Here is a 15,530-nt window from a genome sequence, read left to right as displayed (position 1 = left end):
AAAGTTTGAGGCCACGCGTCACGACGCGCATCCTGCTTCCCTGGCCGCCTCGCCACGATCCTGAACATGACGCACCCGCTTTCTCACCCCGGCAAATCGCTGCAGGTCATCCTGCGTTGCGGCGCGCTCGCGAGCCTGCTCGCAGCGAACGCCGGCGCACTCGCCTCCGAGGCGATGGTCGATCCGGCGGCCGACAAGGGCCCGGCCTGGAAGTTTTCCGGCTTCGGCACCCTCGGCGCCGTGCATGCCGACACCCGCGACGCCGACTACACCTCGACCGTCATGCACGCCACCGGCGCCGGCCGCAGCGCGCCCTGGAGCGTGGAAGTCGACAGCCGCCTCGGCGCCCAGCTCGACGTCTCGCAGGGCCGCTGGTCGGCCGTGCTGCAGCTCGTCAGCGAACAGGACCTGGAAGGCAGCTACCGTCCGCGCCTCGAATGGGCCAACGTGAAGTACCAGGCGAGCCCGGACCTGGCGATCCGCCTGGGCCGCATCGCCCTGCCGGTGTTCCTGGCGGCCGACTACCGCAAGGTGGGCTACACCCTGCCCTGGGTGCGCACCCCGGTCGAGGTCTATGGCAGCCTGCCGATCTCCAGCAGCGACGGCATCGACGCCACCTGGCGCTGGAGCGGCGGCGCCACGCGCCATGCGACCCAGGCGTTCTGGGGCCATACCAACACCCGCCTGTACGAAGACCGCCGCCTGCACGCGCGCGCCATTGCCGGCCTCTCGCACAGCATCGAACGCGGCGCACTGAGTGCGCGTGTGTCGGCCCTGACCGGAAATCTCACGACGGACATCGGCAACGAGCTGTTTACCGCGCTGCGCGCCTTCGGGCCGCAGGGCGAAACCCTGGCCGCCCGTTACGCGATCGAGAACAAGCGCGTGAGCATGGTCAGCATGGGCGCGAACTACGACCCGGGCGCCTGGTTCCTGAGCGCGGAGATCGGGCGCTCGCACACCGATTCCCTGCTGGGCCGCACCACCGCCCTGTATGCTGGCGGCGGCTACCGCTTCGACAGCCTGACGCCCTACGCCGGCTATGCCAGGGTGCGCGCCCATGGCGCCACCAGCGACGCCGGCCTGCAGCTGGCCGGCCTGCCGCCGCAGGTCCAGGCCGCCGGCGCCTTCGTCAACCTGGCGCTGAACACCTACCTGGCGACCGTCCCGCAGCAGTCCACCATCAGCGCCGGCCTGCGCTGGGACGCCGCCAGCAATATCGCGCTCAAGGCCCAGTACGACCGGATCAGCCCGGGCGCGGGTTCGCGCGGCACCCTGATCAACCCGAGCCACGCCTTCCGCCCGGACCGCACGGTCCACGTGGTCAGCGTCGCGCTCGACTTCGTATTCTGAGGGGGCGCATGAGCTATCGCATCCGCCGTTTCCTCACCACCGCCGTCCTGCCTCTCGCGCTCGTGCTGTCATCCAATGCCAGCGCCGAGCTGGTGGTCATCGTATCCGCGCGCAGCCCGGCCCAGGGTCTCACGAGCGACCAGGTCGCGGCGATCTTCCTCGGCCAGGCCGGACGTTTCCCCGACGGCCAGGAAGTGCTCGCGCTCGACCAACGTGTCGGCTCGCAGGAACGCAACGCGTTCTACCAGCAGGTCACGGGCAAGACGCCCGCCCTGCTCAAGGCCCACTGGTCGAAGATGGTGTTCACGGGCCGCGGCCAGCCGCCGCGCGAAGCCGCCGACAGCGCCAGCGTGCGCCGCATGGTGGCCGAGAACCCGTCCATGATCGGCTATATCGACCGCGCCGCGCTGGACGCCAGCGTCCGTCCGGTGCTGGTGCTGCGCTGACCATGGACCGCCCGCAGAGCCAGGCCCCGGCAGCCGCCCCGCCCGCGCACGCGCGGCGCACGGCCGTGATGCGCCTGCTCGGCCGCGGGCTCGAGACCCACGTCGCCCTGCCCCTGTTCGCCCTGCTGCTGGTCGCGGCCCTGTGGCTGGCGACCCTGCACATGGTGCGCGAGGAGGAAGCCGCCGCACGCGAGACGGCGGCGGAAGCCACCCGCGAGCTGGTCGACACCTACGAAGCGCAGATGGCGCGCAGCCTGTCCGGCATCGACCAGACCCTGCGCGTGCTGCAGTACGCGGTCGAGATGAACGGTCCCGGCGCGGCCCTGGGCGCGATGAGCGCCAAGGGCCTGCTGCCGCCGGGCGTGGTGTTCCAGGTGGCGATCGTCGGCGCCGACGGCCACATCCTGGCCGCCAACCCCTCGGTGCGGCGCGGGGGCGACGTGTCGAACTCGCCCTGGTTCGCCGTCCACCGCGAGCGCGACGGCAACATGCCCTTCGTCAGCGAGACCATCGGCCGGCACGAACCGCATGTGGTGTTCTCGCGCCGCATCAACGATGGCGCGGGCCGTTTCGCCGGCGTGGCCAGCGTGGCGGTCGACCCGGCCTTCTTCACCTCGTCCTACGAATACTCGCGCCTCGGCGCGCGCGGCCTGCTGGGCGTGGCCGGCGAAGACGGCGTGGTGCGCGCCGCCCGCGTCGGCGACGAGGTCAGCTGGGGCCAGCGCATCGCGCCGGGCAAGCCGGAGCGGGTGGCGCTGGGCCGCGTGGGAGTGGACGCCGAGCGGCGCTATGCCAGCAGCCGTCCCCTGAACGGTTTTCCCCTGGTCGCGGTGGTGGGCCTGTCCGAAACCGAGCAGATGGCCGCGTTTGCCCAGCAGCGCCGCACCTGGCTGCTCGGGGCGGGCGCCGGCACCGCACTGCTGCTGATGGTGGTGTCCCTGGTCAGCGCCTGGTCCTGGCAGCTGGCCAAGGCGCGCCGGCGCGAACGCCTGGCGCAAGAGACCTATGCCGCCGCTTCCGAGGCCAGCCTGGACGCCTTCTTCGTGCTGCGCACCGTGCGCGCCATTGATGGCGCCGTGCTCGACTTCCTGATCGAGACCACCAACAGCCGCGCCGAGCAGCTCACCGGCCTGGCCAAGGAACGCATGCAGGGCAAGCGCATGTCGATCCTGCTGCCGACCTACCTCGGCATCGGCATCTTCGACGACCTCGCGGCGGTGGCCAGCGACGGCGTGGCGCGCGAAGCCGAATGGCTGGCGCACCAGCTGCCGCAGCCGGACCGCTGGCTGCACCGCCAGGTGGTGCCGGTCGAGGGCGGCGTGGTGGCGATCGTGCGCGACATCACCGAGCGCAAGCTCGCCGAGCAGCGCATCCGCCACCTGGCCCACCACGACGACCTCACCGGCCTGCCCAACCGCAGCCTGCTGCGCGACCGCCTCGGCCAGGCCATCCGCGACGCCGAGCGCAAGGGCGGCAGCGTGGGCCTGGCCTTCATCGACCTGGACGGCTTCAAGCTGGTCAACGATGGCCTCGGCCACAACGCCGGCGACGAACTGCTCAAGGTGGTGGGCGCGCGCATGGGACGGTGCCTGCGCCGCAGCGACACCCTGGCGCGCTTCGGCGGCGACGAATTCGTGATCCTGCTGCCCGACTTATCCAGCGATCCGCTGGCCCTCACGCCCCTGCTGGAAAAGGTGCGCCAGGCCGTCACCGAGCCGGTCGAGGTGGAGGGCCAGGAAGTCCAGGTCAGCTGCAGCATGGGCGTGGTGCTCTATCCGCGCGATGGCCAGGACGCCAATACCCTCATGATGAATGCCGATGCGGCGATGTACCGCGCCAAGGAGAACAAGAACAGCTTCCAGTTCTACGCCAGCGAGATGAACGCCAGCGTCGAGGAAAAGCTGGTCCTGCTGGAGGGGATGCGCAGCGCACTGGACGCCTGCCCGGGCCAGGCCTGCCAGTTCCAGCTGCTGTACCAGCCCAAGGTCGACCTGCGCACCGGCCGCCTGTTCGGCGTCGAGGCCCTGATCCGCTGGAACCATCCCGAGCACGGCCTGATCTCGCCGCTGCGCTTCATCGGCCTGGCCGAGGAGAGCGGCCTGATCGTCCCGCTGGGCGAATGGGTGCTGCGCACCGCCTGCGCGCAAGGCCAGGCCTGGCGCGACGCCGGCCTGCCGGAAGTCGCGATCTCGGTCAACGTGTCGGCCCGCCAGTTCGAAGAAAAGCGCCTGGTCGAGCGCATCGACGGCGCCCTGCGCGACAGCGGCCTGCCGCCGCGGCTGCTGGAAGTCGAGGTGACCGAAAGCTCGCTCATGCGCGACCTCGCGCGCGCGGTCGACAAGATGCGCGAGATCGAGGCGATGGGCGTGGCCCTGTCGATCGACGACTTCGGCACCGGCTACTCGAGCCTGTCGGCGCTGAAGTCCTTCCCGATCAGCCGCCTGAAGATCGACAAGAGTTTTGTCGCCGACCTGGCCCACAGCCGGGACGACCAGGCCATCGCGATGGCCGTGATCTCGCTCGGCCACAAGCTCGACCTGCGCGTCATCGCCGAAGGCGTCGAGACCGAGGAACAGCGCGACTTCCTGCGCGCCAACGACTGCGACGAGATGCAGGGCTACCTGTACAGCCGCCCGGTGCCGCCGGAGCGCATCGCCGAGCTGCTGGCCGAACAAGGCACTACCTTGGTGGCCGCATGACATTGCCGCGCCGCCTCGCCGCGCTCCTGCTCGGCACTGACACCAGCCTGCGCCGCATGCTGCAGTACTGGGCCGCCACCTACGTGCTCTACGTCGCCTGCACCCTGATCCTGCTGACCCAGGTCCACCATGGCTTCAGCGCCACCACCACGGCGCAGACCCTGATCCGTTGGGGCTGGGGCACCGCGGCAGGCTTCTATTTCGTGATCCGCCTGAGCCCGCGCATCGGACTCAAGCCCGACCAGCTGGCCGTGCTGCAGGCCCTGTTCTCGCTGGTCTGCACCATGTTCCTGTATGCGGTGTCCGGACCGCTGCGCGGCGCGACCCTGGTCATGACCCTGGTGACCATCGCCTTCTGCATGTTCGCCGCGCGCCCGCGCCAGACCATGCTGCTGTCCCTGGTCGCCCTGGCCGGCATGGGCGTCACCATGTGGTGGCTGGCCCTCCATGACCCGGCGCGCTTCCCGCCCGCCCAGGAAGCGATGAGCTTCGGCTACCTGGCCGCGGCCCTGCTGTCCACCGCGGTGCTGAGCGGCGAGATGCACAAGCTGCGCTCGCGCCTGAAGCGCCAGCGGCGCGAGCTCACCGAGGCCCTCGATACCATCCGGGTGCTGGCCACCGTCGACGAACTGACTTCGCTGGTGAACCGCCGCAGGATGCATGAAGTGCTGGAAGCGGAGGAACGCCGCCAGCCATCGAGCCGCAATGGGCAGGCACTGAGCTGCATCGCCCTGATCGACATCGACTTCTTCAAGCAGGTCAACGACCAGTATGGCCACGCCGCCGGCGACAGCGTGCTGCGCAGCTTCTCCAGCGCCGCGCGCGCCTGCCTGCGCGGCGACGACGTGCTGGCGCGCTGGGGTGGCGAGGAATTCCTGCTGCTGTTGCCCGACGCCTCGCTCGACGATGCGCGCGGCGTGCTGGAACGCATGGCGGAACAGGTGCATACCATGCCGGTGCCCGGCGTCGAAGGACGCCGCATCAGCTTCTCGGCGGGCCTGGCCACCCGCAACGCGGGCGAACCCTTCGCGGACGCCATCCACCGCGCCGACAAGGCGCTGTACCGGGCCAAGGAGTCGGGGCGCGACCGCATCGTGCAGGCTTGAGCGGCGCAATTGCGCTGGCCGTAGCCGTGAAATAAAACTACAGCTTAAGGCAAGAATTGCTTGCGCGATAACAGGATAGGCTGTTATTTTACTACATCTCAACTCATCAGGAGGCGATGTGGTGAAGGTCCTGTTTGCAATTACGGCATGGCTGGCTGCTTCACTGGCCGTCGCGGCGCCCCACAGTATCCGGCGTGTCGAACCACCGAACTGGTGGACCGGCATGGCGGGTTCGTCCCTGCAGCTGATGGTGCATGGCGACCGGATCGCCGAACTGGCGCCCACCCTCGCCTACCCCGGCGTGCGCATCACCGGCGTGGAGCGCACCGACAACCCGAATTACCTGTTCGTCAACCTCGACATCGGCAAGGATGCGCACCCGGGCGAGCTCGATCTGCAGTTCCGGCGCGGGCAGCAGACCGTCACCAGCCACCGCTACCGCTTGGCGCCGCGCCGCGCCGGCTCGGCGCAGCGGGCCAGCTTCGGCGCCGCCGATGCCATCTACCTGCTCATGCCCGACCGCTTCGCCAGCGGCGGCGCCGCCAACGACCAGGCCGGGATGCGCGAGGGCGCCAACCGCGCCGATCCGGTCAAGCGCCACGGCGGCGACCTGGCCGGCATGCGCGCCCGGCTCGACTACATCCGCGACCTCGGCTTCACCATGGTCTGGCCCACGCCCCTGCTCGAGAACGACCAGCCCTCTTACTCCTACCACGGCTATTCGCTGACCGACTACTACCGCATCGATCCGCGCTTCGGCAGCAACGCCGAATTCCGCGACTATGTGGCGGCCGCGAATGCGCGCGGCATCGGCGTGATCAAGGACATCGTGCTGAACCACATCGGCACCAAGCACTGGTGGATGCGCGACCTGCCGGCGCGCGACTGGATCAACCACGGCAACAGCTTCGTGCCGACCAATAACCAGCACACGATGGCCCAGGACATCCACGCCGCGCCCGAGGAACGCGCGCGCTTCTTCGACGGCTGGTTCGTGGAGACCATGCCGGACCTGAACCAGCGCAATCCGCTGGTGGCGCGCTACCTGATCCAGAACACCCTGTGGTGGATCGAGTACGCAAACCTTTCCGGCATCCGCGAGGACACCTATTCCTATTCGGACAAGGACTTCCTCAACGAGTGGAACCGCGCGGTGGCGGCGGAATACCCCCACATGAACGTGGTCGGCGAGGAGATGGATGCGCGTCCGCACATGGTGGCCTACTGGCAGAAGGGTGTCGTCAACCGCGACGGCTACCGTTCGGAACTGCCGACCGTGATGGATTTCCCCCTGTCCGACACCGCCCCGGAAGCGCTGACCGAGCCCGAGACGTCTACCCGTGGCCTGATCCGGATCTACGAGATCATCGCGGCCGACTACCTGTACGCCGACCCGATGCGGCTGATGGTCTTCCCCGACAACCACGACCGGCCGCGCATCCTGGCCCAGGTGGACAACGACGTCGACCTGGCGAAGACGAATGTGATCCTGATGGCGACCACGCGCGGCATTCCCCAGGTGTTCTACGGCACCGAGGTCCTGATCAAGAGCCCGAAGCAGCGCGACGACGGCGTGCTGCGCGCGGACATGCCGGGCGGCTGGGAAGGCGACAAGGTCGACGCCTTCAGCGGCGCCGGCCTGTCGCCCCAACAGCGCGACATGCAACGCTTCGTGCGCACGCTGTTCAACTGGCGCAAGACCAGCCCCGCTGTCACGCAGGGCAAGCTGACGCACTACCTGCCGCGCGACGGCAGCTACGTCTACTTCCGCCACGACGGCAGGCAGACCGTGATGGTGGTGCTCAACAAGAATGCGGGCGAAACGACGCTCGACCTGGCGCGCTTTTCCGGCATGATCAAGGGGGCGCGCCGCGCGACCAATGTGCTGACGGGAGAGGCCGTGGACCTGGGCGCGCCCCTGCGGCTCCCGGCCAGGACCTCGCTGGTGCTGGCATGGTGAGCGCATCCGGCCGCCGCGTGCTGGTGGCGGGCGGCGTGGGCATCGACACCATCGTGCGCGTGCCTTCCCTGCCCCTGGCGCAGCGTGACTCGATCCATGTGCCGCCGGTCGCCGACTACGTGGCGCACACCGGCAATGGCGTCGCGCTCGGCCTGCTCGCGCTCGGCCACCGGCCGCGCCTGATCGACTTCATCGGCGCGGATCCGCAGGCCGAACTGGTGCACGAGCGCTATCGCGAGCGCGGCCTGGACTTCGACTACCTGGTGCACCCGAGCGGCACCCGGCGCAGCGTCAACCTGGTCGAACCCGGCGGGCGCCGGCTCTCGCTCTACGACGGCCGCCATCCGGACAGCCTGCGCATGCCGCGCGACTTCTACCTGCCGCGCATGCGCGGGGCCGAGCACGTCCACCTGAGCATCGTGCCCTGGGCGGCCGAACTGTTCGACGATGCCGCGGCGCTCGGCCTGCCGGTGTCGACCGACCTGCACGACTGGGATGGCAGCAACCCCTATTACCACCCCTTCGCCTGGCGCGCGGACCTGGTGTTCCTGAGCGCCGCCGCACTGGGAGAAGGCGTATTCGAAGCGATGCGCGCGATCCTGCGCGCGGGACGCGCCCGGGTGGTGGTGGCGACCGACGGCGCCGCCGGCAGCTACGCCCTGGCGCGCGACGACGGCATCGTCAGGCATACGGCCTGCGCCGACCCGGGCGGGCCCGTGGTCGACAGCAACGGCGCGGGCGATGCCTTCTCCTCGGCCTTCCTGCATGCCTGGTTCGAGGGCGCGCCATTGGAAGCCTGCATGCGCACGGGCGCGATCGGAGGCGCTTTCGCCTGCCGCTTCCACGGCACGGCCGAGCGCAGCCTCGGCCTCGAGGAACTGGCCCGATTCCGCCAGGAACAGGCGGCTGGAAGAGGCTAGCGGCCGCGCAGGCGCTGGATCAGCGCGGCCGGATCGGCATCGATGCGCATCAGGCTCAGGTGCTCGGGACGCACGAAGCCTTCCCTGCTCTGGTGCTGGACAAAGGCGACCAGGCCGTCCCAGAAGCCGTTCGGGTTGTATAGCCCGATCGGCTTGGCGTGGATCCCGAGCTGGGCCCAGGTCACCATCTCGAACAGCTCTTCCAGCGTGCCCATCCCGCCCGGCATGGCGATGAAGCCTTCCGACAGCTCGGCCATCATCGCTTTGCGCTCGTGCATGTCCTTCACCACGAAGAGGCGGGTCAGGCCGGCGTGGCCGACCTCGCGTTCGACCAGCGCCTTCGGGATGACGCCGGTGGCTTCGCCGCCGAGGCGCAGCACCTCGTCGGCGATCACGCCCATCAGGCCGACCTTGCCGCCGCCGTAGACCAGGCCGATATTGTGTTCGACCAGCGCCCCCGCCAGGGCGCGCGCCGCATCGGTGTAGAGGGGATTGGCGCCGTGCGAGGCGCCGCAGTAGACAGCCAGGGTTTTCATTGGGACCTTAAAGGAATTCGGCGCCGGGCCTGGCCTCGGCGGACAGCTTCTTGAGGTATTCCTCGGACAGCTTCTCGAACAGCAGGCGGGTGTCGCCGCGCAGGTAGGGGCCAAGCATCGCCAGCACCTGGTAGCAGCCGCGCGCGAGCGCATCGGCGATGGCCTGCTGCTCGCTGTACTTGCGCGGGTTGCGCACGTATTCGTAGGACAGCCAGTAGGTCGCCACCACCACCATATTCGTCGCCATGGCGCCGATCTGCTGGTCCGACGCTTCGAGCGAGCCTTCGCTGCGCAGGTCTTCGCAAAGCTGGCGCGCGACCTTGATCTTGTGGGCCAGGATGGCCTTGAAATGCAGCTCGAGCTTGCGGTTGCGCGAGAGCAGGTCGTTGAGGTCGCGATAGAAGAAGCGGTAGCGCCAGATCAGCTCGAACATCAGGTGCAGGTAGAGCCACACGTCTTCCATGTTCGAGCGGCGCCCGGCCGGCACGGTGAGGATGCGCTCGATCTCGGTCTCGAACTGGGCGAAGATCGAATTGACGATGTCGTCCTTGTTGCGGAAGTGATAGTACAGATTGCCGGGCGAGATATTCATCTCCTCGGCGATGACGGTCGTCGTGATGTTCGGCTCGCCGAACTCGTTGAACAGCCTGAGCGAGAGCTCGAGGATGCGTTCGCGGGTCCGGCGCGGAGCTTTTTGTTGCATGAAGGGCGAGGTTTATGGTTCCAGCCGCGAGGATAACACCAAATGGTGGCAAACAGGCATTGCCGGCAATGCGCCTTCAGGCGCCTTCGCCGTCCTCCGGCTCGGGAGCCGCCCTGGCGCCGCGGCGCGCAGCACGCGCCGGGCTCGCCGGCAGGCGGCCGGCCAGCTCGGCCAGCATGCGTTCGAGCTCGTCCACGCGGCGGCGCAGGGCCTCGACTTCGCTGGCGGCGGGCACGCCGATGGTGGCCAGGGCGCGCGCCACGCGGTCTTCGAAGACCTGCTCCAGCTTGCCCCAGGAGCCGCCGGTGCGGCGGTTTTCGCGGGTGACGGCGCGGCTGGCCTTGCGGCCGACGATGTCGGTGGCTTCCTCGACCTCGCGGGCGCGCTTCTGCAGGGCGCTGCCGTCGCGCACCAGGCGCGTGAAGGCGCTGCCACCCTCTTCCTGCGCCTTGGCGAAGGCGCCCAGGCCGGCCTGCCAGATCTGCTGGGCCGAGTCGCGCACGGCGCGCGCGAGCGCCTCGTCGTCCTCGGGCGCGGGGAGTTTCTTGCTCATGATGGTGTTCTCGTGAAACGGTGCATCCTATTTTAAGGACGCACGCTAGAAGCAGGTGTCTAAAGCGACCTGCGCGCCTCTTGCCGGCGCAGCGCCTCGGCCATGCACTCGCGCAGGCTCTTCGCGGACACCGGCTTGGCGTAGTGGGCGTCGGCCACGCCGCTGTGCACGGCCGCCTCGACGCCGGCCAGGTCCTGCTGGCCGGTCAGCATCAGGCGCACCGTATGCGGATACAGCGTGGCGGCGCGCGACAGCATCTCGGTGCCGCTCATGCCCGGCATCGACTGGTCGCACAGGATCACCTCGACCGCTTCGCGCCGGAGCAGCTCCAGCGCCTCTTCTCCGGAGGCGGCGCTCAGGACGCGGTAGGGTTCGTCGGCCAGCATCTCGCCCAGCACGGCCAGCATGAAGGGGTCGTCGTCGACCAGCAGGACGGTTCGCTCGCCCTCGCGTGGAGCCTCGGCCGCTGCGGGCGGGGGCGCCAGGAAGGCTTCCAGCTCGGCCACGAAGCTTTCCGGTTCGATCGGCTTGCTGATGTAGCCGTCGAAGCCGGCCGCCAGCACCTTCTCGCGGTCGCCCGCCATGGCGAGGGCCGTGACGGCCAGCACCGGCACGCCGGCCAGCTGCGGCTCGGCCTTGAGGACGGCGAGGACCTCGAAGCCGTTCATGCCGGGCAGGTTGACGTCGCAGGCCACCAGGTCGGGCCGTTCGGCGCGGGCGGCCGCCACCCCGCGCGCGCCGTCGGGAGCGCTGACGGGGGTGTGGCCATAGGCTGCGAGCAGGAACGCCATCAGCTCGACGTTGGCGGGATTGTCTTCGATGATCAGGATGCGGGCCAAGGCGGCGCTCCGGTTACGGCGTTGCGCCTACTGTAACACGGTGCCCGTCAATACGCCCTCTCCCGATCGCTTGCAGCGGCGATCTCGCGCATGACCACGTCCAGCACCCGCGCATTGCGCCCCAGCGCCACGTGGCCGACGCCGCCGAAGGCCAGGTTGCGCGCGCCGGGCAGCTCGCTCGAGGTCTGCGGCGAGATGATGTTGTCGTGATGGCTGTAGAGCGAGGTGACCAGGGCGCGCGCGCCCGCGTCCTCGCCCTGGGCCAGGTCGCGCAGCCAGGCGCATTCGGGCGGCACGTCCCGGAACGCCCTGCGCATCTGGGTGGCGTTGATGCCGATGCCGAAGGCGGCCAGGCAGGTGCCGTGGTGCGGCGTGCCGAGGGTGATCACGCGCGCCACCCGGGTGCTGCCGCAGGCGCGCATCCAGGCGCGCGCCACCAGGCCGCCCATGCTGTGCGCGACGATCACGATCTTGTCCCTGCCAGTTGCCGCGAGGAGCCGCTCCACCGCCTGCTGCACGCGCGGCGCGTAGTCGTCGATGTCGCCGGTCAGCGGCTCCAGGTCGACCGTCGCATGGCTGATGCGCGCGGCGTCCAGGCGCGGCGTGAGGTGCGACCAGTAGCCGCTGTTGCAGCCATAGCCGTGCAGGAGCAGGACCGGCGGCTGCGTCGACTCCTCGTAGATGCGCGTGCAGGGCCGCGCGCGCGGCATGGTCCAGGAAGACTGCAGCATGCTGGCCGTGAACTCCTCGCCGAACATGCGCAGGGCCGCCAGCGGCTTGATGCGGAAATCCTGCGGCGTCGGGCTGGCGTAGCGCGCGCTCATGAAGAAATTGTTGGCGTTGATGAGAAGGCGCACCAGCACCACGCTGCCCAGTCCCGCCAGCAGGCCTTCCCAGCGGCTGGCGCCAAGGATGTTCACGGCGGCCAGGCCGATGCCCAGCGCGGCCAGCGCCTGGATCACCAGGATCAGGCGCAGCAGCTGGCGTGAGCTAAGGCTCTTCATGCGGGGCGTCCCCGCAAGGACGTGGCCAGGCCGCTCGCCAGCTTGGCGGCGAGGCCGTAGATCGACAGCTGGGGGTTGGCGCCGAGCGAGGTCGGGAACAGCGAGCCGTCGTGCACCGAGACGTTGGCCAGGCCCCGGTAGCGGCCTTCGGGCGTCGTCACGCCGAGCTTCTCGTCGCCGGACATGGCGCAGCCGCCCATCACGTGGGCCGAGGCCACGCGGGTCAGCTGCAGGCCCTGCGGCAGCGCGGCGATCGCGGTCTTCGCCTCGCTCCATGAGCGGTAGCGGCGCGCCATCTCGTGCGCCGGCAGCACCTCTTTCGCGCCGGCCGCGAACTGGATCTCGGCCATGGTGAGCAGGGCGCGGCGCGCGCCATCCCACAGGTAGTCCGTGAGCGGATAGTCGAGCTCCGGGCTGCCGTCGCCGCGCAGCCTGACCGTGCCGCCCAGGGCCTCCTCGTGGAAGCCGTCGCGCAGCAGGGCCAGCATGCCCTGCAAATGCGGGAACTCGCGCATCATCTGCGCGTGCTGCTCGCCGAAACCGTTCATGGTGGTGGCCAGCAGCAGCGGATGCAGCGGCGGGGCCTCGAGCTTGTAGCCGATCGGGCCGTCGGGTTTCCCTTGTAAGAAGTGGTCGGAATAGACGGTCTGCGGCGCGCCCTGCCAGGCCTCGACCCGCTGCGGGAAGAAGGCGGCCGAGATCACGGTCGGGTGCAGAAAAGTGCGCTTGCCCAGCAGGCCGCTGGGGTCGGGCGCGCTTGAGCGCAGCAGCAGGGCCGGCGAGTTGATGGCGCCGCCGGCGACCACGTAGTGACGGGCGCGCAGGCGCAACTTGCGCCCTGTGGTGTGCACGCCGGGCGCGTCGAGGGCATGGCACAGCAGTTCGGTGGCGCGTTCGCCCTTGAAGGTGAAGCGCTCGGCGCGTGCGCGGGTGACGAGGGTCGCACCCAGTTCGAGGGCGGCGGGAATCGTCGTCACCAGCATCGACTGCTTGGCATTGGTCGGGCAGCCCATGCCGCAGTAGCCGAGGTTCCAGCAGCCGTTCACGTTGCGGCGGATGAGGCTTGTCGCGATCCCGAGCTTGCGGGCGCCGCGGCGCAGGACCTCGTTGTTCTCGTTGGGCGCGCCCGGCCAGTCGGCGATGTGCAGGCGCTCTTCCATCATCGCGAACCAGGGCGCCATGGCTTCAGGCGTCATGCCGGGCAGCGCATGGTGGCGGCGCCACCAGTCGAGCGTGGCGGGCGGCGTGCGGAAGCTCGAGGTCCAGTTGACGGTGGTCGAGCCGCCCACGGTGCGGCCCTGCAGGATATTGATGCCCTTGTCCGCCGTCTTGCGCGCGGCGGATTCCTGGTACAGCGAGGGATAGGCATCGCTTTCCCGCATCTTGAAGTCGCTCGAGGTCTTCAATGCGCCCTCTTCCACCACGATGACGGACAGGCCCGACTTCGCGAGGATCTCGGCCGTGACGCCGCCGCCGGCGCCGCTGCCGACGATGACGACGTCGGCTTCCAAAGTGCGGTCTGTGGCAAGGGTCGAGGCATCGACGACCTTCCAGCCCTTCTCGAGACCGGCCCGGATGGGATCGTGCACGATGCTCATGCCAGCTCCTTCATCGGGCCGGGATAGCCGGTCGCCGCCCAGCTGCCTGGATCAGCATACCAGGCGCCCAGCACCAGGTCGTGCAGCGCGTGGTAGGCGCTGCGCAGGAGACCCAGGCGATGCAGGCGCCAGTCCTGCAGGAAGGCGCTCACCTCGTCGGTGCGCGCGCCCTCCCAGACGCCGGAGATGCCGGTGAGCAGGCGCCGCGCGGGCGCCAGCGCGAGCAGGCCGAACAGGTCCTGCACTTCCTTCTGGACGGCGGGTGGCAGGCCGAGGATGGCCTGGTGCACGCCGTCGATGGCGGCGGCGAGCGCGGCGTCGCGCCCTGCGTCCCGCGGCAACGCTCCCGCCAGGATCGCCGGCGCGATCGCCTGCAGGGCGGCGCGGGCCTCGCCGTCGAGGGCGAAGCGGTGCGGCGTGCTGGTGTGGCTAGCGCGGTAGAGTGCACCGCCCGCGGCAAGTGCGAGCGCGGCCAGGCCGCCGGCTTTCAGGAAAGTCCTGCGTGATGTCCCCATTGCTGCCTCTTGTGTTTTGGCTAGTGTACGCCAACGACGCAGCAAGCCCGTGGAGGAAAACTAGAGGCGGGCGTCTAGGCTACCAGCCGCGTCCTGCCGGGACTGCCGTGCGGGCCAAGCCTCGATATTGCGCTACAGTGCGTCCGGGCGCACGCCCGTTCCCTTCAACCGATGGACAGCGTATGGCGCCGGGAGGCTCACGATGAACGGCATGGCGGGAAGCTGGATCCAGTTCCTGGCCTGTATGGCGGTGATCGGCTACGCGGGCGGCAAGCTGGCGCGCTATGGCGACATCATCGGCCACAAGACCGGCTGGTCGGGCAACCTGGCCGGTCTGCTGCTGCTGTCGACCGTGACCTCGCTGCCCGAGCTGGCCACGGGCATCAGCGCCGCCGGGTTCGCCGGCAAGCCGGATATCGCCGCAGGCGACGTATTCGGCAGCTGCGTCTTCAACCTGCTCATCCTGGTTTTCCTCGACACCTTGCGCCGCAAGGAGCCGCTGTACGACAGCGTCAGCCAGAACCACATCCTGTCGGGGGCCTTCGGCGTGGGCCTGCTGGCACTGGCCGGCGTCGCCCTGGTGCTGGGCAAGCGCCTGGACGGGGCCGCGCTGTGGCAGGTCGGCATCGTCTCGCCCCTGCTGGTCATCCTCTACGTGCTGGCCATGCGCGCCATCCATACGCAGGACAAGCGCCACGGCGACGAGAACCGGGACCAGGAACAGGACCAGGGCGGCGATGTGGGCATGCGGCGCGCCATCCTGATGTACGCCGCCTCCGCACTGGCCGTGGTGGCGGCCGGCGGCTACCTGCCATTTGTCGCGACCCGGCTGTCCGAGCTGATGGGCTGGGAAAGTTCCTTCGTCGGCACCTTGTTCGTCGCCGCCGCCACCTCGATGCCCGAGCTGTCGGTGGCCATCACGGCCTTGCGCATCGGGCAGGTCGACATGGCAGTCGGCAGCATCCTGGGCAGCAATATGTTCAATATGGCGATGCTGGCCGTGGACGACGTGGCCTACAGGCCCGGTCCGCTGCTATCGCAGGTTTCATCCGTGCATGCGGTGAGCGTGTTCGCCGCACTGGCCATGTCCGGTCTCGTGATCGCCGCCCTGGTGACACGGACCAGGACACGCGTTCTGGGCATCATGAGTTGGTACAGCGTCGGCGCCCTCGTCCTGTTCGGCCTCAACAGCCTTGCGCAGCACCGCTTCGGCGCCGGCTAGCGCACTTATCGCCCCGTCCATCCGTGCGTGGAATATTTGCATTCCAGGCACTAGATGCAAATATTCTTTGCACAAG

Annotated in this window: 14 protein-coding genes; 7 read left to right on the top strand and 7 right to left on the bottom strand. The window is 69.3% G+C overall.

Annotated features, from left to right (window positions below; translation table 11 throughout):
• The first annotated feature begins 66 nt into the window (after positions 1-66).
• From NX780_RS10360 to NX780_RS10335, 6 genes are all read left to right on the top strand, one after another.
• Positions 67-1,353, top strand: a complete 1,287-nt coding sequence (locus NX780_RS10360) for a hypothetical protein (protein WP_258827790.1) — start codon at positions 67-69, stop codon at positions 1,351-1,353.
• 8 nt (positions 1,354-1,361) lie between these two features.
• The gene (locus tag NX780_RS10355; RefSeq protein ID WP_258828026.1) at positions 1,362-1,799 is read left to right on the top strand and encodes a type 2 periplasmic-binding domain-containing protein; all 438 of its coding nucleotides are present in this window, start codon (positions 1,362-1,364) and stop codon (positions 1,797-1,799) included.
• Between the two features lie 2 nt (positions 1,800-1,801).
• Complete coding sequence (locus NX780_RS10350) at positions 1,802-4,498, top strand: bifunctional diguanylate cyclase/phosphodiesterase (protein WP_258827789.1); 2,697 nt, start codon at positions 1,802-1,804, stop codon at positions 4,496-4,498.
• Positions 4,495-5,604: a GGDEF domain-containing protein gene (locus tag NX780_RS10345; RefSeq protein WP_258827788.1), complete on the top strand. Its 1,110-nt coding sequence runs from the start codon at positions 4,495-4,497 to the stop codon at positions 5,602-5,604. Before NX780_RS10350 ends, NX780_RS10345 begins: the two co-directional genes overlap by 4 nt.
• A gap of 121 nt (positions 5,605-5,725) precedes the next feature.
• Entirely contained in the window at positions 5,726-7,564 is a 1,839-nt protein-coding gene (locus NX780_RS10340; RefSeq protein ID WP_258827787.1) for a glycoside hydrolase family 13 protein, read from the top strand.
• Positions 7,558-8,484 carry a carbohydrate kinase family protein gene (locus NX780_RS10335; RefSeq protein WP_258827786.1) on the top strand — a complete coding sequence of 309 codons (927 nt, stop codon included), beginning with the start codon at positions 7,558-7,560 and terminating at the stop codon, positions 8,482-8,484. The genes NX780_RS10340 and NX780_RS10335 overlap by 7 nt, the downstream gene beginning before the upstream one ends.
• On the opposite strand, the gene NX780_RS10330 is transcribed toward NX780_RS10335, so the two are convergent.
• The 7 genes from NX780_RS10330 to NX780_RS10300 form a co-directional block, all read right to left on the bottom strand.
• Positions 8,481-9,020, bottom strand: coding sequence for an LOG family protein (locus tag NX780_RS10330; RefSeq protein ID WP_258827785.1), 540 nt, complete (start codon positions 9,018-9,020; stop codon positions 8,481-8,483). The genes NX780_RS10335 and NX780_RS10330 overlap by 4 nt on opposite strands.
• 7 nt (positions 9,021-9,027) lie before the next feature.
• Positions 9,028-9,723: a TetR/AcrR family transcriptional regulator gene (locus NX780_RS10325; RefSeq protein WP_258827784.1), complete on the bottom strand. Its 696-nt coding sequence runs from the start codon at positions 9,721-9,723 to the stop codon at positions 9,028-9,030.
• Between the two features lie 76 nt (positions 9,724-9,799).
• Positions 9,800-10,276 carry a phasin family protein gene (locus NX780_RS10320; RefSeq protein WP_258827783.1) on the bottom strand — a complete coding sequence of 159 codons (477 nt, stop codon included), beginning with the start codon at positions 10,274-10,276 and terminating at the stop codon, positions 9,800-9,802.
• 59 nt (positions 10,277-10,335) lie between these two features.
• Positions 10,336-11,115, bottom strand: coding sequence for a response regulator (locus tag NX780_RS10315; RefSeq protein WP_258827782.1), 780 nt, complete (start codon positions 11,113-11,115; stop codon positions 10,336-10,338).
• A 47-nt stretch (positions 11,116-11,162) separates the two neighbouring features.
• Positions 11,163-12,119, bottom strand: a complete 957-nt coding sequence (locus NX780_RS10310) for an esterase/lipase family protein (RefSeq protein ID WP_258827781.1) — start codon at positions 12,117-12,119, stop codon at positions 11,163-11,165.
• Positions 12,116-13,717 carry a GMC family oxidoreductase gene (locus NX780_RS10305; protein ID WP_258827780.1) on the bottom strand — a complete coding sequence of 534 codons (1,602 nt, stop codon included), beginning with the start codon at positions 13,715-13,717 and terminating at the stop codon, positions 12,116-12,118. Before NX780_RS10305 ends, NX780_RS10310 begins: the two co-directional genes overlap by 4 nt.
• A complete protein-coding gene (locus NX780_RS10300; RefSeq protein ID WP_258827779.1) occupies positions 13,714-14,232 on the bottom strand; it encodes a twin-arginine translocation signal domain-containing protein in 519 nt (172 codons plus the stop codon). The genes NX780_RS10305 and NX780_RS10300 overlap by 4 nt, the downstream gene beginning before the upstream one ends.
• Before the next feature lie 202 nt (positions 14,233-14,434).
• Between NX780_RS10300 and NX780_RS10295 the strand changes: the two genes are divergently transcribed.
• The gene (locus NX780_RS10295) at positions 14,435-15,454 is read left to right on the top strand and encodes a sodium:calcium antiporter (protein ID WP_258827778.1); all 1,020 of its coding nucleotides are present in this window, start codon (positions 14,435-14,437) and stop codon (positions 15,452-15,454) included.
• Positions 15,455-15,530: the final 76 nt, after the last annotated feature.

This window comes from Massilia agri (assembly GCF_024753255.1).
GTDB lineage: Bacteria > Pseudomonadota > Gammaproteobacteria > Burkholderiales > Burkholderiaceae_D > Telluria > Telluria agri.
The sequence above is the reverse complement of the archived record's forward strand: the minus strand, read 5'-3'. Positions and strand labels throughout refer to the sequence as shown.